Consider the following 20,957-nt stretch of genomic DNA (forward strand, 5'->3'; position numbering starts at 1 on the left):
ATTTACTTTATCAGCATTAAGCTTAAAATGAAAAAATTTAGTTATTAGCAACGGATTGTGTTCTATGAAGTTATCTTACATAAAATCATCCCCTTCCATAATCGAGACTATTAAAAGCAATTATGAAACATTCATAATACAAAATTACAAATTTGATCATATTGGTTTATTCCATGATGAAGAAAATATTTATGCAGTCATACAAAACCATGAGAGATATAATTTCACATTAAAAGAGATACAAGATTTATATGATTATAAATATAAAACCATGGGAGCTCCTGGCCCTATGTTTATAAATGAAATAAAACAAAATTTCAATAAAATAAATTTAAGAAATATTTACGAAAAAGTAAACCTATTTGGTCAACCATTTAACGCCCGTGAATTCGATAATAATCTCAGCATTGCTATGCCATCGCAATTCCATCCATTTCATGCAGACCTAAGTTGGGCGGACAATACATTTACATTTATTCTAAAAAAAGAGATTAGCAAAACAGAATTTGATGAGATAGTTCTAATATGTGAGAGTCTAGGATACTATGGCTACAAATATGAAATAAATACAGACTCTAGCCTACCTGAATACAATTATATTGATAAAGAAAACTATAATAACCAAGGTAATCTTACCTTGACTGCAAGCAGTTATTTAAAAACAAATTATCCTAATGAAATAATAGAAAAATATGAAGAAGACCAAGAATTTTGGTTGGAAAACAAACTAAACATTCTCACAGATACAAATTTCACCATAGAGCAATGTTTAACTGATTCGTTTATTAGAAATAAAAACAGCTGTTTTATTGATGCTACCGTTTTTATAAGAAATAACATAAGAGAGTATCTTTCATTATATGACACTATAATAATAGCAATACCATTGTCAGAATCCCATCATGAAAATAACTTTTATGATATGTTCAAAATAAATAGAATTGAGTTATTAGAATTGGTCAAGCGTGGCCGTGTAAAGTTTGTTGCTTATCAAAATATCAATCGTTATGATTTAAATTTCTTGGCCGATGTTCTATCTATTGATTCTGAATGCGTTTTATTCTCACGGAGATTAACTGCATCATCATTATTAGGGATTAGAAACAAAACAGGATTGTTTGGTTTTGCTTTTGACAGTGAAACCCAATATAACATACTTAAAAGTTGTTATAGCTCCAATATTGAGTCTCTGTATATATTAGCAGAGTCAATTTCTGACAATATGGCGTTCTTAGAGTACGCTCTAAATCAGAGAGGTGCATTAGCAGTTAGTCAATTTGGTGCAGCCAATTTTGCTGCGCAAATATATAAGGCACGTGGTATTGATTGCTATTTAGAATTAACTACAAGTGCGATGGGTCTGGAGTTTGCCCAAGGATTAGGAGCACACCATTTCCCTTTCGAAAATACTGGTTATTCCGAAGTTAATGCTTGTAAAATACTTAATGGTATATATAACGGTGTTCAATCATTAAGTAATGATCTCCGGGAAACAGAAATACAAACTTTGCTATCAAATATATTCACCATTAACAATGACATGAACGTATTGGAGTTAGACGACATTTTAAGCACGCATGGCAGACGTAGAATACCTGAAATTTTAAAAGAATATTCAAATCTATCACCTGAAGAATTAAGCTTTAAGATATACTCTCTTAATAAAGAAATTAGACGTATCGAGAAAAAAGAAGAAAATATATCTCTTTTAGATTTATCTGGCCTTGTACCAGCTGTTGCTGGAGTTCTTATGGAATATGAAGGAATTTCTGGTGCAGGTTATATCGGATTACTACCATGGGTTATCAAACTGATAATGATTACATCTGGAAACTCAAAATTATTAAACAATGAGACTTTTAATAAGCTGGAATCATTAACACTCAATTCACCCAGCAATACAATATTGGTTCATAGAATAAGAAAAGATATATAGAACTGACCGCCTTTTATGCTTTATGATGCAGACACTAAGTTATAAAAACAGTGTTCTCTTCCATTTATTCAGTTCCGACACCAAAGACATTTCAAATTTTACCGTTAAAAATATTGGAAAAACATTAAAAATTAATTATGGCAAGGTGTAATTGAAAGTCACACTTCTCATTATTTTGGAATTAACTTGACCGGTAATAACAGCTCAATGGTTATATATCAAATATTAAAAGATGCTGGAAAATAATTATTTTATACATTGTTTACAACCTGCTAAATAAGCTTACCCCATCAATATATTGGTAGTTTGACGCCCAGTGAATCAGACCAATTATTTGAGGAAAACCCTAACGCCATAACCGGTTTTTATTAACCACTATCTCCCCAAAATACCTTCCCACCACCTCCCTCCCAATCTCCAAACACGCAGTAGCCGCCGGGGAAGGCGCATTACAGACATGCAATGAGCGGCTTCCAGTGACAAAATGGAAATCATCCACTAGCTTACCCTCATAGGTCAAAGCCTGTGCCCTTACGCCTGTCGGGCCGGGCTGGAGATCTTCTGGCTGTAGCTCAGGAATCAATTGGCGTGCATTTTCCGTAAAGCGGCGGCGTGACAGAGACCGGCGTATTTCCGCTAAGCCTTCTCCCATATATTGACCGGCGATTTTCCAGAAGCCACGATAGCTCAGCACTTCACTCAGATCGCGCAAGTTAAAATCGCTTTTACGGTACCCTTCGCGTTTGAAGGCCAGCACGGCGTTAGGACCCACGTCGCGATTACCGTTGTACATACGGGTGAAGTGCACGCCGAGAAACGGAAAATCCGGGTTGGGTACCGGGTAGATCAGATGGTTGACCAGATAATTTTTGTCTGGGTTAAGAACGTAATATTCGCCGCGAAATGGCACAATTTTCATTCCGGTTTCGTAGCCTGCGAGTTTGGCAATGCGATCGCTAAACAGACCGCCGCAGTTTACCAGCCATTTACCCTGATACTGTGCGCTCTGGGTTTGCACCGCTACGCCGCTGGAACTTTCCTGAATACCCACAACTTCTTGGTGATAATGGATATCCCCGCCGCGTTGCTGAATCAGCTCTGCCAGTTTTTCAGCCACTTGTACATAGTTAACGATGCCAGCATCAGGCACTAACAGCGCCTCCAAACCATTAACGTAGGGTTCGCGCATTTTTAGTTCGTTTTGCGACAAACGGACTACCGCCAGACCGTTTTCCATGCCGCGTTGGTAAATGTTTTCCAGTAAGCTCAGCTCCTTAAGCTGCGTAGCGACGATAACTTTACCGCACCGATCGTGATACAAATCATGCTGGCGGCAAAACGCGAACATACTCTGGTTGCCCTGCTTCGCCAAACGCGCTTTCAGGCTACCGGGCGTGTAATAAATGCCAGAATGCACCACGTTACTATTATGACCACTCTGATGCGCCGCCGGGCCTGACTCTTTCTCCACAATAAGCAGCTTTAAATGCCGGTTGTGTTCTTGCAGAGCATTGGCGACACCAAGCCCAACCAGGCCGCTGCCGATGATGATAACGTCATACATAGCTATGCTTTCTCCTCATTCTTTAGCCTGCGTAGCTTCTCGCGCACATTGTTCAAATGGCTTTGCATACCGGCCGCGGCGGCGATGGGGTCGCCCGTTTTAATTGCAACCAGAACCCGTTGATGTTCATCGATTACGCGTTGGCGTTCGGCGTCTCGCCCCAGATTTTTACTCAGGGAATAGACCAATACGCCAAGATATAGCTCATGCATATTGTCGAGGATCTGGACAAAGAACGGGTTATGCGCGGCCTGCATAATCGCGCGATGGAAAAGATAATCCTGCTGATGACCAATCTGCCCTTTATCAAGCGTGACGTAGCGAAATGCCTCAAATGCTTGTTCAATATGTTGCAGATCGGCTTCAGTACGACGTTTTGCGGCCATACTCGCGGCCTGTTGCTCAATCACTTCGCGCATTTCGAGCAACGACTCCACTTCGCTAGCGTTGGCGACTTCCATCACCAGCGGCTCATATTTGCTAAGCAGCGTGTGCTGCTCCACCCAATGGCCCCCACCCTGACGGGACGAGATAATACCACTGACCTCAAGAACGCCCAGCGCTTCTCTTACCGGAATACGGCTGACCCCAAAGGCTTTGGCCAACTGGTTTTCCGAGGGCAACTTCTCGCCGATGGGAAAGGTACCGTCATGTATTCCGCTCTTGAGCTGAGCCAACACCTGATGAGACGCTTTCTGACGCGTTACCTTGTGGATCATTCTTGCCTCCCGGGCAACTGGCCGGGCTGAGAGCGGTGCTGTCTAAAACGCATAATATGAATAGCGCCCGCAGTGACAATCAAAGCTATTCCACCAAGATCGGTCAGTAGGCCCGGTTTAATCAGCAAAATGGCGGCGACGGTGAACAAAATGCGTTCCAGCCAGTGAGATTTCATCAGCCAGAAATTAGCGCAGGCAATGGAGAGTGCATAAATGCCTATCAGCGCCGTTACCACCATATGGGCAATCGAAAGCGCGTTCAGGTCGTCGCCCTGCATCAGCAGCATCGGGTTGTAAACCAGAATAAAGGGGATAATAAAACCGGGTAACGCCAAGCGAACGGCATCCAACGAGGTTTCCATCGGGTCGGCACGGGCGATACTCGCGGCGGTATAGCTGGCCAAAGCGACCGGAGGGGTAATATTGGACAACACGCCAAACCAGAATACAAAGAAATGTGCCGCCAGCGGCAGAACGCCCGCTTTGATAAGAATTGGCGACACCGTGACGGCGACCACGATATACAGCGCGGTGGAAGGCAGCCCCATGCTTAACACGATGCACACCAGCATGACGACCAGCAGGATCATCCACAGGGTATTGTTGGTCATCGAAACAATATTAAAGGCAAGCGTAGAACCGATACCCGTCATGGTCACCACGCAGATAATCACGCCAATCGCCGCACAGGCAATCGTGACCTGCACCGCCCCTCTGGCCGCTTCGTTCAGGGCTTGCGCGATTTTTTTAGGCGTCATGCGCACCGAGGTATCGGGCGTAATCCAACTGGCGACAATAATCGAAATGATACCGAGAAAACCGGCATATATCGGGGTTTTACCCATTAACAGGGTGCCGATCACGATAAACAGCGGTAACAACAGTAGCCCACGGGCTTTAAAGACCGCTTTAACCTTGGGAATATTCTCTTTGCTAATCCCTTCAAGCCCCTGTTTTTTGGCTTCCAGATCGATCGCCATAATCAACGCCGCGTAGTAGAGCAGCGCCGGTACGATTGCGGCGATAACGATAGTGGTATAGGAAATGCCGAGGAAGCCCGCCATGATAAACGCGGCGGCTCCCATGATCGGCGGCATGATCATACCGCCGGTAGACGCGGTAGCTTCAACCGCGCCGGCAAAGCGGGCAGACAGGCCAATGCTTTTCATCAGTGGAATGGTAAACGCGCCGGTGGTGGCAACGTTGGCTACCGCACTGCCGCTCAGCGAGCCGGTCAAGGCCGAAGAGATTACCGCCACCTGAGCCGGGCCACCGCGGCGGCGCCCCGCCATCGCCAGCGCTACATCGTTAAAGAACTGCGTCGCACCGCTGACGCTGAGAAATGCCCCGAACAGGATAAACACCACAATGGCGGTTGAAGCCGTTGACAGCGTGATGCCGAAGATCCCTTCGCTGGTCATAAACAGCCGATATAACAGGCGCTCCACCGAGAAGCCGCTGTGACCAAAAATACCGATAAAATATTGACCAAAAATGGCGTAGATAATGGCAAACGTAGCCAGACCGGGAATAAACAGACCGGTGGTACGCCTAGCGGCTTCAAACAGCACGCCGATACCGACAACGGCCATAATGTAATCGGTGGTATTGGGTAGACTCTTGCGTACCACGTGCAGCTCTAGGTAGTTAAAATAGAAATAACCGTAGCTGGCCAACGTCAGAATAATGAATAGGTAATCCCAGATATTAAACTTGGACGTTGCATGCTTTTTGCTAAAGGGAAAAAGAATGAATCCCAGCAGCAAAATGCCGCTAAGAAAGGTGGTGTTGCGATAAAACTCCTGCGTATTGGCAAGCGCGTTGGAGTAAATTGCATACAGCGAAACGGCGATGGCAAGTAGGGTAGCAAACTGCAAATAGAGACCGCTCAAAGGACGATTTCCAGCCCCGGCCTCGTTATCCAGATCGACGTTAGCCTGTGGTAATAATGGATTGAGTTTCATAACGCCTCCGTAGATTTTGACGAAGTCGCCTCGGGTGGGATCAGAAAGTCGGGTATATCCACCCCTGCCTCCCGGTAGTATTTCCATGCCCCGAGGTGCAGGGGTACTGAAACGCCTTTCAGGGCGTTTTCTAACGAAATATGTTTGGCCGCGCTGTGTACACGATGTACCTCCGGCAGGTTTTCGAACATCGATTTAGTCAGGTCGTAAACAATTTTCTCATCGATTTGGCTAACGGTGACCAGAATGTTTGGCTGCGCGATGGTAGCAACCGCCTTACTCTGGCGAGGGTAGGTATCGGGTTTGATAACAAAGCGGAACCAAGAGTTAGCAATGGCGTTGATGCTGGCCAACTGTTCGTCGGTGATATCAAGAATACGAGAGGGAACGCCGCTGGCGTACATATCGGTCACCGCGGCGGCAGGAACGCCAGCCGGTAGCGCTCCACCATCAAGTCGGCCATCGCGCATGGCGGATACGGTGTCGCCATAGCCCAAATATTCCGGTGAAATGGTTTGCTTGCTGAGGTTAACGCCCTGAAGAATAATCAGCGTCGACTGTTCCGTCCCGCTGGCCTGCGGGCCAACGGAAAAACGCGTGCCGGAAACATCGTTCAGCGTGCCATCTTTGATCCGGCTTTCCAGCATGACGAAGTGCTCAACGTTGGGCCACAGCATTGAAATAGATCTCAGCTGCCCATAGGCGCGACCTTCAAAATTGCGCACGCCTTGATAGGCTTCTACGGCCAGCAGGCTCTGTAAAATGGCGAGCTGAGCTTCATTCTTTTGCAACAGGTCGATATTTTCGATAGAACCGGCAGAGGATTGCCCGGTTACCTGAATACCATCTTGCTTGAGTTGATTACTCCAGACATTGGCCAGCCCAACGCCCATCGGATAATAGGTTCCTCCGGTTGAGGCCGTTGCGACCGAAAGGAAGGTCTTGTTTTCATTCTTAATCTTTCCGGTAATAGCCAGAGCAACCACGGCTATCATGGTTAAGACGATGGTTAACATTTTTATTTGTCTATTCTTCATAATATCACCAGAGCGTTATAAAACAATTTAGCAACATTTAATAACATGTATACAACATTGCAACTCATTTCATCCACGCGCCGTTGTTCAATTTGTGATCTAATTGAGCAAAAAATGAACAAATTAACATCAAGAATGTGAAGTCACCTGAAAATTATTTATCGCGATTGGACCCGGTGAAGGTGCCAATATTGGGCCAAAGTACAGGAAGCTATATGGGTAGTTTATGTGGATAGTTTATGTGAATAGTTCTGATGATGGGATTACGGTGAAAGCTACGCCAAAACAGAGCTCAGCGTGAGTATGTAGTGAATATGTAGATAGGCGACCCCGCTTTTACGGGGTCGCCATACGATTAGAACTGATAAACAATCGCTACAGAAACGACGTCATCGGTTGAGATACCAACTTCTTTGGTAAAGTCGTTCGCATCTAACATGTTAATTTTATAGTCAACTTTAGTCGTGAGGTTTTTGTTGAAGTGGTAGTAGGTACCCACATCAATGTAGTTAACCAGCTCTTGACTATCGTAGCTTGTTGTTCCTACCGTATAGCCTAGGTCTTTGCCCTTAGAGTAAACCCACCCTAAAGAAGGCTGCAGACCGAAGTCGAACTGATACTGAGCAACCAGCTCTACGTTTTGCGTTTTGTTAGCAACACCGTCATCGTCGCGACCAAAACGGGTCATGTTGTAAGTCTGACCATAAATAGCGGCTAAATAGACGTTATTTGCATCATATTTAATACCACCGTTTGCAGCATTAGCACGATCGCCTTGAGCTCCGTGAATAACATCAGCCGTTTGTTCGTCGGTACGGTCAGAAGACGCATAAGCTGCACCTAAAGAAAGCCCCATACCTAAATCATAGGAAGTCGACATACCCCAGCCGTCACCGTTGCGATCGCTACCATTTTTATCGCCACTATCGTTACGACCTTGATATTGAGCGCCAATGTCTAGCCCTTCAACCATACCAAAGAAGTTTTTGTTGCGATAGGTTGCCAAGCCACCGGCGCGCTGGGTCATAAAGACGTCCGTTTGCTGATAAGAATCGCCACCGAACTCAGGAAAAACGTCAGTCCAGCCGCCAATATCATACAGAATACCGTTATTACGGCCGTAATCGAAAGAACCTGCATCGCCAAGTTTAATGCCGGCATAGGCATAACGGGTTGTTGAATCGTTGTCACCGCTGCCCTCAGAAGAGCTAGCATTGAGTTCAGCCTGATAGTAACCATAGCCGGTAACTTGGTCATTTACCTGAGTTTCCCCAAGAATGCCGAAGCGCACAAAGCTATTGTCGCCGTCTTCTCCTTCGCCATCAGAAAAATAATGATTCCCTTGGATCTCGCCCAAAATATTTAATTTATTGCCATCTTTATTGTACACTTCTGCCGCATTTACTGCCCCCGCGACTAACATTGCGGGAAAAAGACCTGCTAATATTTTGTAGTTTCTCATCATTTATTTCCTTGATTAAACCTGCTTATACTAACCACTGCGCTTTTGATAGACCCTGAACCTGATGGCTTCATTCCTATCTTTAGCATCGCGTTTATTGAAGCAGACAAAAGGTCAACAAACAACCGATAATGATAATTATTTTCATTGAGTTGAGATAAATATTGCGGTGATAACTTGAAAGAAAACCATCACGCCTGCGGTTGTGCTAGAAGACCGACAGAATAAATTGATACGATATTTTAGTGTAAGTTTTTACTACCGAAATGACGACAATGAAGAGAATAAAAAGACCGGTGTTTTGGCTTCCGCTGGAGCCAGGCCTGTGCCCCAGCGAGAAAATGGTCAATAAAGCAATCGCTTAGCTAATTAACTCAAACGTTTGATAACTAAACGGCAAAAAACTCAGCGCTTTAGACTTTAATTAAGCCGGATCAAGACTACTTATCTTTTGAACACACCCGGTATAAATATATTTAACCTGAAAAGTTCGGCGACATTCCAGACACAGGTAGCGCTGATAGCCAACCTTGCTCTTTCCGTGTTTACGAACTTTATCTTTAGCATTGCAATATGCGCAGCAGATTGTTTGAGTTGTCATCATAGTAGATTATGTAAGTTTATGAGTTATTAAAGCACATTTATAATAGAATAAACCGAATAACACTTATAAAAACCCTTATTTTTACTATTTTTAATATATTTTATTCTTTAACAACCATTATTAATTACCATTCTTTCTTAATTTCTCACAAACAATAGGCATATCGGTTAACAAAGCGGCTAATCACCTGCTGACCAGTCATCTTCATGAAATTCCTACCAGTTTCTGGTTACTTTCCTTCACCTACCGGAAAATATAAATCACCTATACTACAGCTATGTCGTAGCCGATGATTAAGCTTAAGCGCTCATCTGGGGAGTCAATGAAACGATCAAAACGCAATTATTCAGGGAAATTATGGCAGCGGCGCACGGCTAGTACAGCCCTACTTAGTGACGAACCTGTGGCATAGCTTTTCGCACACCAGTCGCGTCATGCTTAATCAGGATCCGGTTTCAACGCCGAACGAGAGCACATCTTTGGAAGTGGGTTTGGGAATTTCAACCACGTTGAACCAACGCGTTGGGCTTTACGCTTTAGCCAGCCACACCAACGATCTCGATAGTGGCCATCAACAAGATTATGCTGGCTCGCTGGGGCTAAGGCTTAACTGGTGACTCCGTTTCTTGGTTGTTAAGCGTCGCACAGCCCCGGTAATTGCGGCCATTAATTTCGAGATAAACCTCGTACAGCGAATCGCTATCGCCGATATTGTACTCGCACATCCGCTGATTCTCTGACCTCAGCCCTAAGTAGTTCACTACGCCAAAAACGTTGTCTTTATGGCTGCGGAAGGTGAAGTAATAGGCACCGCCGGTATCTTTCTCGTTAATATAAATCGTGGTCTGATAGCGTTGTTGTTTATCCGGCCCGATAAATACCAGACCATTTTTCGTCAGCTTCGCCTGCCAAAGCGGCTCATGCCCTTCCATTTCAAAATGAAGCCTGCGGGAGAAAACACGGTTGATAAACTGCTTACCGCTCAAAGCACCGTTCTGCACCAGTGATGACTTATCCTTCAGCAGGATGTTGTTGTATTCCAGCACTTTAACCTGATCGTCATGCACACTGCCCAAGAACAGGCTCTCTACGTTAGTTATCGGATCGACAAATTGCTCCTGAGCTCCGGCACCCGCCGAAACCATAAGCAATGTGGCAATAAACAGTAAAGGCTTCATACGTCTCCTTCAACCCGTCAGGGCTGATTCATCAATTATCTGAGGCTGGTTTTTCGCTTCCGATAGCTTACCGTTAGCGCCAGCTCAGACTCCCGCCACTCATACCAGACTATAGGCTCATCGAACTCAATATTCGCCATTCACCTTCTAACGGTCAGGTGATAATTATTATCTAAATCATAAACCAGTCCATCATCAGGGCCATCACCGTAGCTAATTAATAACCGAACGATAAGCTGATTATCTTTCTACATAATTAATCGTAGGCTGTTACCCATAATTGAACGAGAAACCATGTAACGAATCACAGGATCTGCATTCTACGTTACAGTCGCGCATTACTGAAACGCTGAGTGACAGTTGGGTGATCTAGCATTTAATTGGCGTTTAGGTCACCAATGCCAGCTGGCAGAATAAAAAATTGTTAGTAAACTCGTGTAAATCATCATTATTTTTTCATATAGTTATCTAACCTTCTACCAATCACAATTTATTATTCAACATTCTGATCTTCATTAAAAACATGCACTTTCAAGTGTAACCTTCGATGGCAATAATAAATGCTAAAGATAAATTTTGCGAGCAGAGTGAACATCGTACAGATACTAGATGCGCAATTACTCTGGCTGTTCAATCCAACGAATGATAAAGTTTTTAGTTATTGTGAATATACATGGTATTTTATACAGTATAATTCTACTTAGACTTTTGAATACCTAATTTATACACATAATCACTGGTAGACGCGAAATATGCTTTTAGACCATACAAACGCCGTGAATGACTATGCAGGCTTAATTACAGAGTCCCCAGTAACTAGGCCCTCATTCGATAACCGAAAGCCCGCCTTTCTAGAATTTTTTGCTGGTAGCGGGTTGGTAGCTCATGCTTTGCGTACACACTTTCGCGCAGTTTGGGCTAATGATATCAGTGAAAAGAAAGCTAAAGTTTACAAAGAAAATCATCAAGGAAAGCAATTTTTATTAGGTTCTATCTCTGATGTCAAAGGACGTGAATTACCCGAGGCAATGCTTTCTTGGGCAAGTTTCCCTTGTCAAGATTTGTCATTAGCTGGGACGATGGCTGGCATCCATGCTAAACGAAGTGGTTTAGTATGGGAATGGCTTAGAGTAATGGATGAAATGGTGATAAAACCACCAGTATTAGTCGCCGAGAATGTCACTGGATTAGTTTCTGTCGATAATGGTAACCACTACCGTTTGTTACATAAAGCGTTAGTTCAACGTGGGTATCGTGTAGGTGCGCTACGGCTTGATGCTGTCCGCTGGTTGCCACAATCACGTCCTCGCATTTTTGTAGTTGCTGTTCAATCAAGTGTCAAAGTTCCTCAAAATTTAATTGCTTCTGAGCCAAATTGGGCACATTCCAGCGCTCTACAATCTGTAGCTAAAGGACTTGAAAGCTGGATCTGGTGGAATTTGCCAGAACCTAAATCAAGAAAAGAAAATTTGGCTGATATAATTGAATGGGATGCTGAATGTGATCCCCCGGAAATTGCGACGCGCAATTTGAGCATGGTACCAGAGGCTCACTTTGTTAAGTTGAGACAAGATGGGTTCGTTGTCGCACCAGGATATAAGCGAATCCGCAATAAAAAGCAGGTGTTGGAGTTGCGCTTTGATGGTATAGCTGGTTGTCTCAGAACCCCGAAAGGTGGTAGCAGCAGACAATTTTTAGTATTGAAAAAAAATGGCGAATTAAAAACGAGACTACTTACGATTAGGGAAACTGCACGCTTAATGGGAGCACCCGAATCATTTGAATTGCCGGGTTCTTACAACGATGGATATATGGCAATGGGCGATGCTGTAGCTGCACCTGTCGCCAGACATTTAGCTAAATATTTGTTATCACCTTTAGTTTTAGCGGTGCAGAAATTATGACTGAACTTAAAATTAAATTAATGAATTACCAGCAAGTAAATAAATTAACAAGTAAAGGAAAGCTGGCTACGATGTTATTCGTTTCTAATTTAGCCAAAAAGAGCGGATTACCACTCGATTCATCAATATTGGTTACGGATAGAAAAGGTCAAGTACAAGGGCTTGGTAAAGCCAAAGTTCAGTCGATCTTGAAAGAATATGGCATCTTACGTGTTCTTGCCGAAGAAGGAGGCCGTACTAGTCGTGGCAGTTTAGGCGATATGCAAAATTATGTCGTATTCTTAAATCAATTACATTCGGATGGGATTGCTGAAACTACTGTAATTGAGCAATGGTGGGCCAACAGAGTAAAAGACTATTTTTCGGCTCAACCTTTTGTTTTAAAATATGATATGAGTAAGTCGTTGCGTTATATTGTTAGGGATCTATTATCACAAGCGTTTAAACGCCAGAAAGAAAACCCAGGAACAATGTACGCTGGCGCAGTTTTGCAACACCTGGTTGGTGCTAAATTAACGTTGGTTTTAGATAGTGATAAAGTTCAAAACCATGGTTTTTCAGTGGCTGATAGTGTCAGTGCGCGTAGTGGGGATTTTGTGATTGATGATGTTGTCATCCATATTACAACAGCACCAAGTGAATCATTACTACGTAAATGCCAACGTAATTTAGAGGCTGGCACTAGACCTATTATTGTGACAACTTATGCAAGTTTACCTGGAGCTGAGTCATTAGCATCAATTCAGGGAATTGATGGTCGAATTGATATTTGGGAAGCTGAACAATTTATCGCTGCAAACGTTTATGAATTGAGTCAGTTTGAAACTTCACAGCGAAAATGTACTGTGGAACGCCTTATTGAAGAATACAATAAAATCGTAGCATCTTGTGAAACTGACCCCAGCCTAAAGGTAATTATAGGCTAACTATATCCATATAAATGATACTAATTTTATGTAAATTTTAATATGTCATATAGCTATCATCAGAAAATAAACAAAAAAGGATTGACCCCCCGTCAATCCTTTTCCACTCTCCAACCCACCGTCCCTACTTCACCAACAAATACAGCTCGCCCAGTTTCCCCTGCAATACAAACAGCAGTGACTCCCGCGCGGCGGGGTGTTCAATAACTAAAGCAGCGTGGATTAATGACAGGCATTGAAAGGCAAGTTCATCAGAGGTAAGCGGTGTGGAATCGATAAAATCAGTCATAGATAAAACTCCAAGAAGCAGTAATTTGACCACCTTCAGAGCTGCAAATCTCGTAGGGTGGTAGCTCAAACTAGGTTTGCAGACCGTGCTTCTTGGAAACCGGCGTACCCGAAGATACCCCAGTTTGAGCCACCATAGAATCGGCATTATGCCATGATTTTAAGATGAGCAAAGGTTATGACAATAAAAATACTTTCAATATCAATATGTCATTGAAGAAGCCTGCGGGCTGCAAATCCCGGCACTCGATTTTGCGGGTGCCCGAGCACTATGCCGTTCCTTTGCCCATCAAACAACCGCCTAATGGAACCAGATTCAAATTATGCGAAGCATGCCGAAATTATTAACGAATACCGGCTTAAAATCAGAAGCTCATGTCAACCCGAAGAAAATTTATCGTTGCTTCGGGTTAATCTATCCGACTGAAATAAATTAAAAAAAATGAACGGCCCGCAGAAAAATGGCGGAGAAGCGGTTCACGCTCTTGAGTCTTCTATTTCACAGTCTTATACTCAAATCAACCACGTTATATAACCATAATTAAACGTTCTGATTACAAATGATTTGCAGGCGATGGACTTTTCGCCCCTGTTTAGCTGATGGATTAGCTCGCCCGAAACAGGTTTATATTCCCCGGGTATTTCTCTTTATTTTCTCTGTTTAAACAATTGGCATGATTTCGGGTGGGCTGTCTGCACCGGTGACTTTTTGTCGCTGTGTACTATGCCGGTCTATCCGTATAACCAACACGTTACAGTAAAGTTATGGAGAAACTATGAGTTCATCATGTATTGAAGATACGGTTATTCAAGGTAATCACTGGTTTCGCATTCTCAATGAAATGCTTCAGAAAGCCGGGATCGCCATTAACGGCTCGCGCCCGTTTGATATTAAAGTTCATAATCCGCAATTCTTTAAACGCGTGCTTCAGCAGGGCTCTCTCGGGCTGGGTGAAAGCTATATGGACGGATGGTGGGACTGCGAACGCCTCGATATTCTCTTTCACCGCCTGATTAAAGCCGGGCTAGATAAGCGCATTCCTCACCGTTTAAAAGACATCGTGAGTATTACCGGTGCCAGACTGCTGAATATGCAGACTAAAAGACGGGCTTGGATCGTGGGCAAAAAGCATTACGATCTGGGTAATGACCTGTTTAATCTGATCCTCGATCCGTATATGCAATACTCCTGCGGCTACTGGAAAGAGGCCACGACGCTAGAACAGGCACAGCAGGATAAGCTGAAAATCATCTGCGAAAAACTCCAGCTAAAGCCCGGAATGAAACTGTTAGATATCGGCTGCGGCTGGGGTGGTTTGTCGGCCTATGCCGCTAAAAACCACGGCGTTTCCGTGCAGGGCGTGACTATTTCCAAAGAGCAGCAAAAGCTGGCACAAAAGCGCTGCGCCGGGCTAGACGTTGAGATACTGCTGCATGACTATCGGGATCTGAACAACCAATACGACAGGATTGTTTCCGTCGGTATGTTTGAACACGTTGGGCCGAAAAACTACCAGACCTACTTTAACGTGGTTGCCCGTAATCTTAAGCCCGACGGCTTATTCCTGTTGCATACCATTGGCTCAAAAGTCCCCAAAACTGGCGTCGATCCGTGGATTAATAAATACATCTTTCCCAACGGTTGCCTGCCAACGGTGGCCAATATTTCTCAATCCAGCGAAAAACGCTTTGTCATAGAAGATCTGCATAACTTCGGCGCTGACTATGACCAAACGCTAATGGCGTGGTATGAGCGGTTCAATCAGGGATGGGAGCAGATAGCTAAAGGCTATGATGACCGTTTCAGGCGGATGTTCAGCTATTATCTGAATGCCTGCGCCGGTGCCTTTCGGGCCCGAGACATTCAGCTGTGGCAAATATTGCTTAGCCCGAACGGCGTTGAGGGCGGAATAAGAGTGCCGAGGTAAGCGCTATGGTGAATCACGCAGGCCGTTATTGACCCGCCAAAACCTTCGATAAACAAGGCACATCAAGGGGCCAACCGTTGGCCCCTTGTCGGTTGCGATCAATGGCTACCCGCTACACTAATTGCGCGATGAGCCGATCCGTTTCCCCCTGCAGGAAATGAATCGGAGCCACTTCGATCACGGTATATGCTCCGGCGGCCAGCTTCATAGTAGCCCGCGCGGCTGAAACTAAAAACTGAGCGGTCAGCGCCGGGTTATTAATCCGCATTGAATATTCAAACAGTTGATTCTGAGTCGCACCCGACACGCCTTTATGCGTCAGATGCACGCCGTGCCCCATGTCTTTCAGGCTATCAATACAGTCAACCTGCTGCACGTGGGTTTCGTCTGAGGCAAAGTAGTCGTCCGCTTTTAGAATGCGCTCTACCGTGGCGAAATCTGCGCCCGCTTCCAGCTCAATATAAACCAGGCGACGATGGATACCGGTTCCTAGAGGAACGGTCACCGACAGCGCATCTTTCACACCCTCGATAGACTTAGCAGCAACGGAATGGCCCATGCTCATGCCCGGGCCAAAGTTGGTATAAGTAATACCCTTTGGCGCCATCGCCAGCATCAGCGCTCGAATAATCGAATCAGAACCCGGATCCCAACCTGCGGCCACAATCGACACCCCTTGATGGGTTTTAGCGATCGAATCTAGCGTATTTTTCAGGTCAACAATCAGTGAGTGCACGTCGAAGCTATCAACCGTATTAATGCCCTTTTTGAGAATTTCCTGTGCAATATCCTTAATCGCGCGGGTCGGAGAGCACAGAATAGCAACGTCTACGTTGTCTAGCTTATCAATAGCGTCAACAACCGTATACGCCGCCAGTTCGGCCGGTTGGTTACCGGTACTGCGGCGTACCACGCCTGCAATTTCAAAGTCTTCGGCCGCATTCAGTGCGTCCAGCGCATATTTGCCAATGTTGCCATAACCGACAACCGCAGCCCTGATTTTCTTATTCACAAGCATCCCTATTTATTTTTTTATTCGACCTGACGTTAACCTGCCTACGCATGAGTCGGCGTGAGTCAATTCCCTCTTTACGGACAGATAATTCCCTCAAAAAAGCGAACCATTACCCGTGCGGCCACACCCGAGGGTAACATCCGAGCGGAGATAATAACCTTATCCGGATTAATGAAATAATTATTAATTTTAATTCAATCAGTTGGAGTATTAATTTTATAGTCAGTTATTGACAACAAAAATAGCGCCTATCAAACCCGTTTACGCGGCAGCAAAAATGCCCAACGCGCTCTTTCGCTGCAACTCCCTTTACTACGCGATATTTCCAATAAGGTTGGCCAAAAGCGCTTAACTCCGTTAGCGGTTATCTGGCGAATAATGATACAATGCCAAACGTATTCACTTCCCTTCCGATCGCGATTTAACAACGGTTTCAGGTGGTCTGACAAAAATAAGTATTAGGATTTTTTAATGCATCACAATGATGTTACAGAACGCTCATTATTTTCCCTGAGCTGGCCGATCTTTATCGATCTGTTTTTACACTTTTCAACCCTGTTGATTAATACCTATATGATCAGTCAGGTATCGAAATCCTATCTGGCAGCCATGGGCGTGGGTAATCAGGTCTTTGACCTGTGTATTACTATTTTCAGCTTTATCAGCGTGGGCTGCAGCGTGGTTATCGCCCAGTATCTGGGTGCCCGCCAAATGGATATGGCCAAGAAGGCAATCCATATTTCTATCGCATTTAATCTGGTTATCGGTCTGGCCTGTGCCACTTTCATCTTCTTCTTCGGCTATAAAGCGCTGATCCTGATGAATATGCCGGAACACCTGATGGAAGACGGCTTTGCCTACTTGCACATTGTCGGTATTTGTCTGGTTCCGGAAGCGGCAGCGCTGATTTTAGCGGCCTGTATGCGGGTTTACGGAAAATCTAAACCGGCGATGTACGTCACGCTGATCGTCAATATCATCACGATTATCGGTAATATCTTTGCGCTCTACGTATTCAAATATGGCCTGATCGGCGTGGCGTGGTCGACGGTGTTTGGCCGGGTCATTGGCGTGATTATGCTCGCCTGCCTGCTGAGCTACGGGCTGCGTATCCGCTTTGAGCTATGGAGCTTTTTCCATTGGTCCGCAGACCTGCTGAAGAAGATCCTGCATATCGGTCTACCGGCCGCCGGTGAAAATCTGGTTTGGATCTTACAGTATATGACCGCCATGGCCTTTATCGGCCTAATGGGTGAAACCGCCCTTGCCGCCCAAACGCTCTACTTCCAGATTTCGCTGTTTATTATGCTGTTTGGCATTTCCGTTAGCATTGGCAATGAGATTCTTGTCGGTCATTTGGTCGGTGCTAAACGCTTTGAAGATGCCTATCGTCAGGCATTTCACAGCCTGAAGCTGGGCGTTGGCGTTACCGCGGTGGTGGTAATCGGGTTCTGGCTGATGGACAGAAATATCATGAACTTCCTGTCTAAGGATGCGGACATCATCGATATGCTGCTGCCACTGTTCCTGCTTTCGGTATTTATGGAGCCGGGCCGGACCATCAACATCATCATGGTCAACGCCCTGCGGGCTTCCGGCGATGCCAAGTTCCCGCTGTATACCGCTATCTTCTTTATGTGGGGCGTATCGATTCCCATCGGCTATTTCCTTGGTATTAAAATGGAGATGGGGCTGCTGGGTATCTGGATTGGCTTCTTCTGCGATGAGTGGCTGCGCGGATTTACCAACGCATGGCGCTGGAAGTCAAAAAGATGGCAGACTAAGCGACTGGATATTTAATCTCACCCTGAGCCGCTGTTATTTAGCGGCTCAGTTTTATTTCCGGGCTAAAAGAAATATAGGGTTTAAATAATGGCTAAATTTTATGGATGAAATAACCCACAATAAAACCATCAAATTTGAATGCCCTATTGAGGCCGCTTAATCTCTTAATACAGTTTCTCGTATTACAATAGTAAAGAAAGCGTAAAATAGATGACTAGCTATTGAAGATTAATTAATAAATGCAATGATGGATTCAAGCTCATTTTTTAGGAATATGGATATGCTAAAGAAAACTCTGTTTATATTATTACTGGCGGCTTCATTCACCGTATCAGCGGGGCGTGGAGGTGGTCATGGTGGAGGCCATAATGGAGGTGGAAACTATCATGACGGCGGGTACCACAGCAGCAAAACCGAAAGATATGCGTTAGGTATTGGCGCTGCGCTGATGGCATACCAAATTTATACCTACTCAAACAATCCCGCACCTATCGTCGCGCCTTCAGTTGTTTATGTCGATCGCTCAAAGCCGTATTACTACGGCAATGGTTACCGAGCTAATTACAATAACCGGTATTATAACAATCGGTATTACGGTAATAGATACAATAACCATTATAATAATCGTGGATATGACCGAGGGTACGATCGTGGCCGAGGATACGATCGTGGCCGCAGCTACGGCCGTAACCGCGGATACAATGATAATAATCGTGGATATTCGTCTAGAAACGGCAGCGAACATCGTCGCTCGCATGATAGTAGCTATGCAGGTAGACCAAGTCACCTTAATTACTAGCCAACGGGACGAATCACTGAGCATTGTGTAGCCATAATCTTGTCAGTAAAAGAAAATACTGAATAAGATTATGGCTTTTTGCATTGTGCAATACCACACGTCTTCACGGTTAACCGTCAGTTTACCTACCTGCAACGATAGCGTTGATGAATTACCGATTGGCTCAAAGATTCACTGAACCGCAGGGTTCTGGCGGATCTGTCACTGTATGTATTAAGAACCACGGCAAAAAGGGCTATAATTAAACGCATCCGCTACTACCTATGTTGCACTCCGAAATTAAGGATAACTGCATGAAACTCTATGTCTACGATCATTGCCCTTACTGCGTGAAAGCCCGTATGATTTTTGGTCTGAAAAAGCTCCCTTATGAACTCCTTACCTTACTGAATGACGATGAAGAAACACCGATCAAAATGATTGGTCAGAAGATGGTACCCATTCTGCAAAAGAAGGACGGCAGCTATATGCCTGAAAGTATGGATATCGTCCACTACGTTGACGACAGCGTTGGCGAACCGGTGCTGACCGGGAAAACCAATCCGCCCATCGCCGATTGTTTAAAATCCATGTCTGAATATATCAATAAGCTCCTGCTACCGCGCTACGCTCAGGCCGATTTTTGCGAGTTTAAAACGCCTTCAGCCCGCCAGTACTTCACCGGTAAGAAACAGGCTATCGCCGGTGACTTCTCACAGCTATTGCAACAAACGCCAGAACTTATCAAACGTATTGAACAAGATCTGGCAAAGTTAGAGAAATTAATCCAGTCTCCTGACGCCTGTAACGCTGAACTGTCGGTAGATGATATTCATTTATTTCCTGTGCTACGCGGTATTTCAATCGTTAAAGGCATTACCTATCCACCAAAAGTTGATGCCTACCGCAAAGCGATGGCCCGCCGGTGTGGGGTTAACCTGCTGGACAATATGGCTCAGTAGCATATTCGTTTATCAGATACGAAAGCCAGCCGAGCCTGGCTTTTCTTTTTTTATTCCCGCCATAGCCACATTCAGATTATTTGAACCTATAGATGACTTTTTTCCGCTTTTTTAATTTAACCCGTCCACTAGACTAGGTTAAAAATTCAGGAGGATATGTCATGATCTTTTTACGTAAAGCAAACGAACGCGGTCACGCTAACCACGGCTGGCTAAACAGCTGGCACACTTTCTCTTTTGCCAATTATTATGATCCTAACTTTATGGGGTTCTCAGCGCTGCGGGTGATTAATGACGATACCGTCCAGCCCGGCGAAGGTTTCCCGACCCATCCGCATAAAGACATGGAGATTTTGTCTTACGTTCTGGAAGGCATGATTGAACATCAAGACAGCATGGGCAATAAAGAACGGGTTCCGGCAGGTGAATTTCAGATTATGAGCGCCGGTACCGGCGTGCGCCATTCGGAATATAACCCGAGCGCCACCGACACCTTGAAATTCTATCAAATCTGGATTATTCCGTCCGAGCAAGGCATTGCTCCGCGCTATGAGCAAAAGGCATTTAGCGATAAACACGGTCGCCAGTTGGTTCTATCACCCGATGCCCGCAACGGCTCGCTAAAGGTTTATCAAGATATGGAACTTTGGCGCTGTGCGCTGGATGCAAAAGAGCAGATCGATTTCACCATTAAGCCAAACCGCCGTATCTGGATTCAGGTAGTGAAAGGTGAAGTGGAAATCAACGGTGTAGACGCGACCGGCAGCGATGGCGTCGCCGTTTGGGATGAGTCATCGCTGACTATCAACGCCAGTGCAGAAAGTGAAGTATTGGTGTTTGATCTACCGCCGGTTTGATAAGCACGGCCTGAAGTGAAATAGATTATCGCCACCGCAACGGTGGCGAT

The 20,957-nt window shown here is 44.8% G+C and carries 18 protein-coding genes; 9 read left to right on the forward strand and 9 right to left on the reverse strand.

Translation table 11 applies throughout. From position 1 onward, the window contains the following. The first annotated feature begins 64 nt into the window (after positions 1–64). Positions 65–1,936: a hypothetical protein gene (locus GVI43_RS02820; protein WP_159565216.1), complete on the forward strand. Its 1,872-nt coding sequence runs from the start codon at positions 65–67 to the stop codon at positions 1,934–1,936. Between the two features lie 346 nt (positions 1,937–2,282). Here the strand turns inward: GVI43_RS02820 and lhgO are convergent, their stop codons facing one another. The 6 genes from lhgO to GVI43_RS16015 form a co-directional block, all read right to left on the reverse strand. Further along, complete coding sequence (lhgO, locus tag GVI43_RS02825) at positions 2,283–3,500, reverse strand: L-2-hydroxyglutarate oxidase (protein ID WP_159565218.1); 1,218 nt, start codon at positions 3,498–3,500, stop codon at positions 2,283–2,285. A gap of 2 nt (positions 3,501–3,502) precedes the next feature. Beyond that, a complete protein-coding gene (locus GVI43_RS02830; RefSeq protein WP_159565220.1) occupies positions 3,503–4,219 on the reverse strand; it encodes a FadR/GntR family transcriptional regulator in 717 nt (238 codons plus the stop codon). Then, entirely contained in the window at positions 4,216–6,183 is a 1,968-nt protein-coding gene (locus GVI43_RS02835; protein ID WP_159565222.1) for a TRAP transporter permease, read from the reverse strand. The genes GVI43_RS02830 and GVI43_RS02835 overlap by 4 nt, the downstream gene beginning before the upstream one ends. Then, positions 6,180–7,220, reverse strand: a complete 1,041-nt coding sequence (locus GVI43_RS02840) for a TAXI family TRAP transporter solute-binding subunit (protein WP_159565224.1) — start codon at positions 7,218–7,220, stop codon at positions 6,180–6,182. The genes GVI43_RS02835 and GVI43_RS02840 overlap by 4 nt, the downstream gene beginning before the upstream one ends. Before the next feature lie 355 nt (positions 7,221–7,575). Further along, positions 7,576–8,682: a porin gene (locus tag GVI43_RS02845; RefSeq protein ID WP_425482115.1), complete on the reverse strand. Its 1,107-nt coding sequence runs from the start codon at positions 8,680–8,682 to the stop codon at positions 7,576–7,578. A 424-nt stretch (positions 8,683–9,106) separates the two neighbouring features. Beyond that, positions 9,107–9,286, reverse strand: a complete 180-nt coding sequence (locus GVI43_RS16015; protein WP_159565228.1) for an IS1/IS1595 family N-terminal zinc-binding domain-containing protein — start codon at positions 9,284–9,286, stop codon at positions 9,107–9,109. Positions 9,287–9,630: 344 nt separating this feature from the next. Between GVI43_RS16015 and GVI43_RS02855 the strand changes: the two genes are divergently transcribed. Next, complete coding sequence (locus GVI43_RS02855) at positions 9,631–9,903, forward strand: autotransporter outer membrane beta-barrel domain-containing protein (RefSeq protein WP_281350971.1); 273 nt, start codon at positions 9,631–9,633, stop codon at positions 9,901–9,903. Here GVI43_RS02855 and GVI43_RS02860 read toward each other — a convergent pair. After that, on the reverse strand, positions 9,886–10,464 hold the full coding sequence (locus GVI43_RS02860; protein ID WP_159565232.1) for a hypothetical protein: 579 nt from the start codon (positions 10,462–10,464) through the stop codon (positions 9,886–9,888). The two genes, GVI43_RS02855 and GVI43_RS02860, sit on opposite strands and share 18 nt — an antisense overlap. 752 nt (positions 10,465–11,216) lie before the next feature. Between GVI43_RS02860 and GVI43_RS02865 the strand changes: the two genes are divergently transcribed. Both GVI43_RS02865 and GVI43_RS02870 read left to right on the forward strand, forming a co-directional pair. Continuing rightward, positions 11,217–12,368 carry a DNA cytosine methyltransferase gene (locus GVI43_RS02865; RefSeq protein ID WP_159565234.1) on the forward strand — a complete coding sequence of 384 codons (1,152 nt, stop codon included), beginning with the start codon at positions 11,217–11,219 and terminating at the stop codon, positions 12,366–12,368. Next, positions 12,365–13,294: a DUF4928 family protein gene (locus GVI43_RS02870; RefSeq protein ID WP_159565236.1), complete on the forward strand. Its 930-nt coding sequence runs from the start codon at positions 12,365–12,367 to the stop codon at positions 13,292–13,294. The genes GVI43_RS02865 and GVI43_RS02870 overlap by 4 nt, the downstream gene beginning before the upstream one ends. Positions 13,295–13,418: 124 nt before the next feature. Here the strand turns inward: GVI43_RS02870 and GVI43_RS02875 are convergent, their stop codons facing one another. Next, positions 13,419–13,583 carry a hypothetical protein gene (locus GVI43_RS02875; protein WP_159565238.1) on the reverse strand — a complete coding sequence of 55 codons (165 nt, stop codon included), beginning with the start codon at positions 13,581–13,583 and terminating at the stop codon, positions 13,419–13,421. 775 nt (positions 13,584–14,358) lie between these two features. On the opposite strand from GVI43_RS02875, the gene cfa reads away from it, so the two are divergent. Further along, a complete protein-coding gene (gene cfa, locus GVI43_RS02880) occupies positions 14,359–15,510 on the forward strand; it encodes a cyclopropane fatty acyl phospholipid synthase (protein WP_159565240.1) in 1,152 nt (383 codons plus the stop codon). A gap of 112 nt (positions 15,511–15,622) precedes the next feature. Here the strand turns inward: cfa and GVI43_RS02885 are convergent, their stop codons facing one another. Then, positions 15,623–16,522: a diaminopimelate dehydrogenase gene (locus GVI43_RS02885; RefSeq protein WP_246201467.1), complete on the reverse strand. Its 900-nt coding sequence runs from the start codon at positions 16,520–16,522 to the stop codon at positions 15,623–15,625. Positions 16,523–16,996: 474 nt separating this feature from the next. Here GVI43_RS02885 and GVI43_RS02890 point away from each other — a divergent pair, with 474 nt between their 5' ends. The 4 genes from GVI43_RS02890 to GVI43_RS02905 all read left to right on the forward strand — a co-directional run bounded on the left by GVI43_RS02890 (position 16,997) and on the right by GVI43_RS02905 (position 20,907). Continuing rightward, entirely contained in the window at positions 16,997–18,325 is a 1,329-nt protein-coding gene (locus tag GVI43_RS02890; RefSeq protein WP_159565244.1) for an MATE family efflux transporter, read from the forward strand. 265 nt (positions 18,326–18,590) lie between these two features. After that, positions 18,591–19,109 carry a hypothetical protein gene (locus GVI43_RS02895; protein WP_159565246.1) on the forward strand — a complete coding sequence of 173 codons (519 nt, stop codon included), beginning with the start codon at positions 18,591–18,593 and terminating at the stop codon, positions 19,107–19,109. 293 nt (positions 19,110–19,402) lie between these two features. Continuing rightward, the gene (grxB, locus tag GVI43_RS02900; protein ID WP_159565248.1) at positions 19,403–20,050 is read left to right on the forward strand and encodes a glutaredoxin 2; all 648 of its coding nucleotides are present in this window, start codon (positions 19,403–19,405) and stop codon (positions 20,048–20,050) included. A 161-nt stretch (positions 20,051–20,211) separates the two neighbouring features. Further along, the gene (locus tag GVI43_RS02905; RefSeq protein ID WP_159565250.1) at positions 20,212–20,907 is read left to right on the forward strand and encodes a pirin family protein; all 696 of its coding nucleotides are present in this window, start codon (positions 20,212–20,214) and stop codon (positions 20,905–20,907) included. Positions 20,908–20,957 lie beyond the last annotated feature (50 nt).

Origin of the sequence: Budvicia diplopodorum (assembly GCF_009800925.1) — a bacterium.
GTDB classification, from domain to species: domain Bacteria; phylum Pseudomonadota; class Gammaproteobacteria; order Enterobacterales; family Enterobacteriaceae; genus Budvicia; species Budvicia diplopodorum.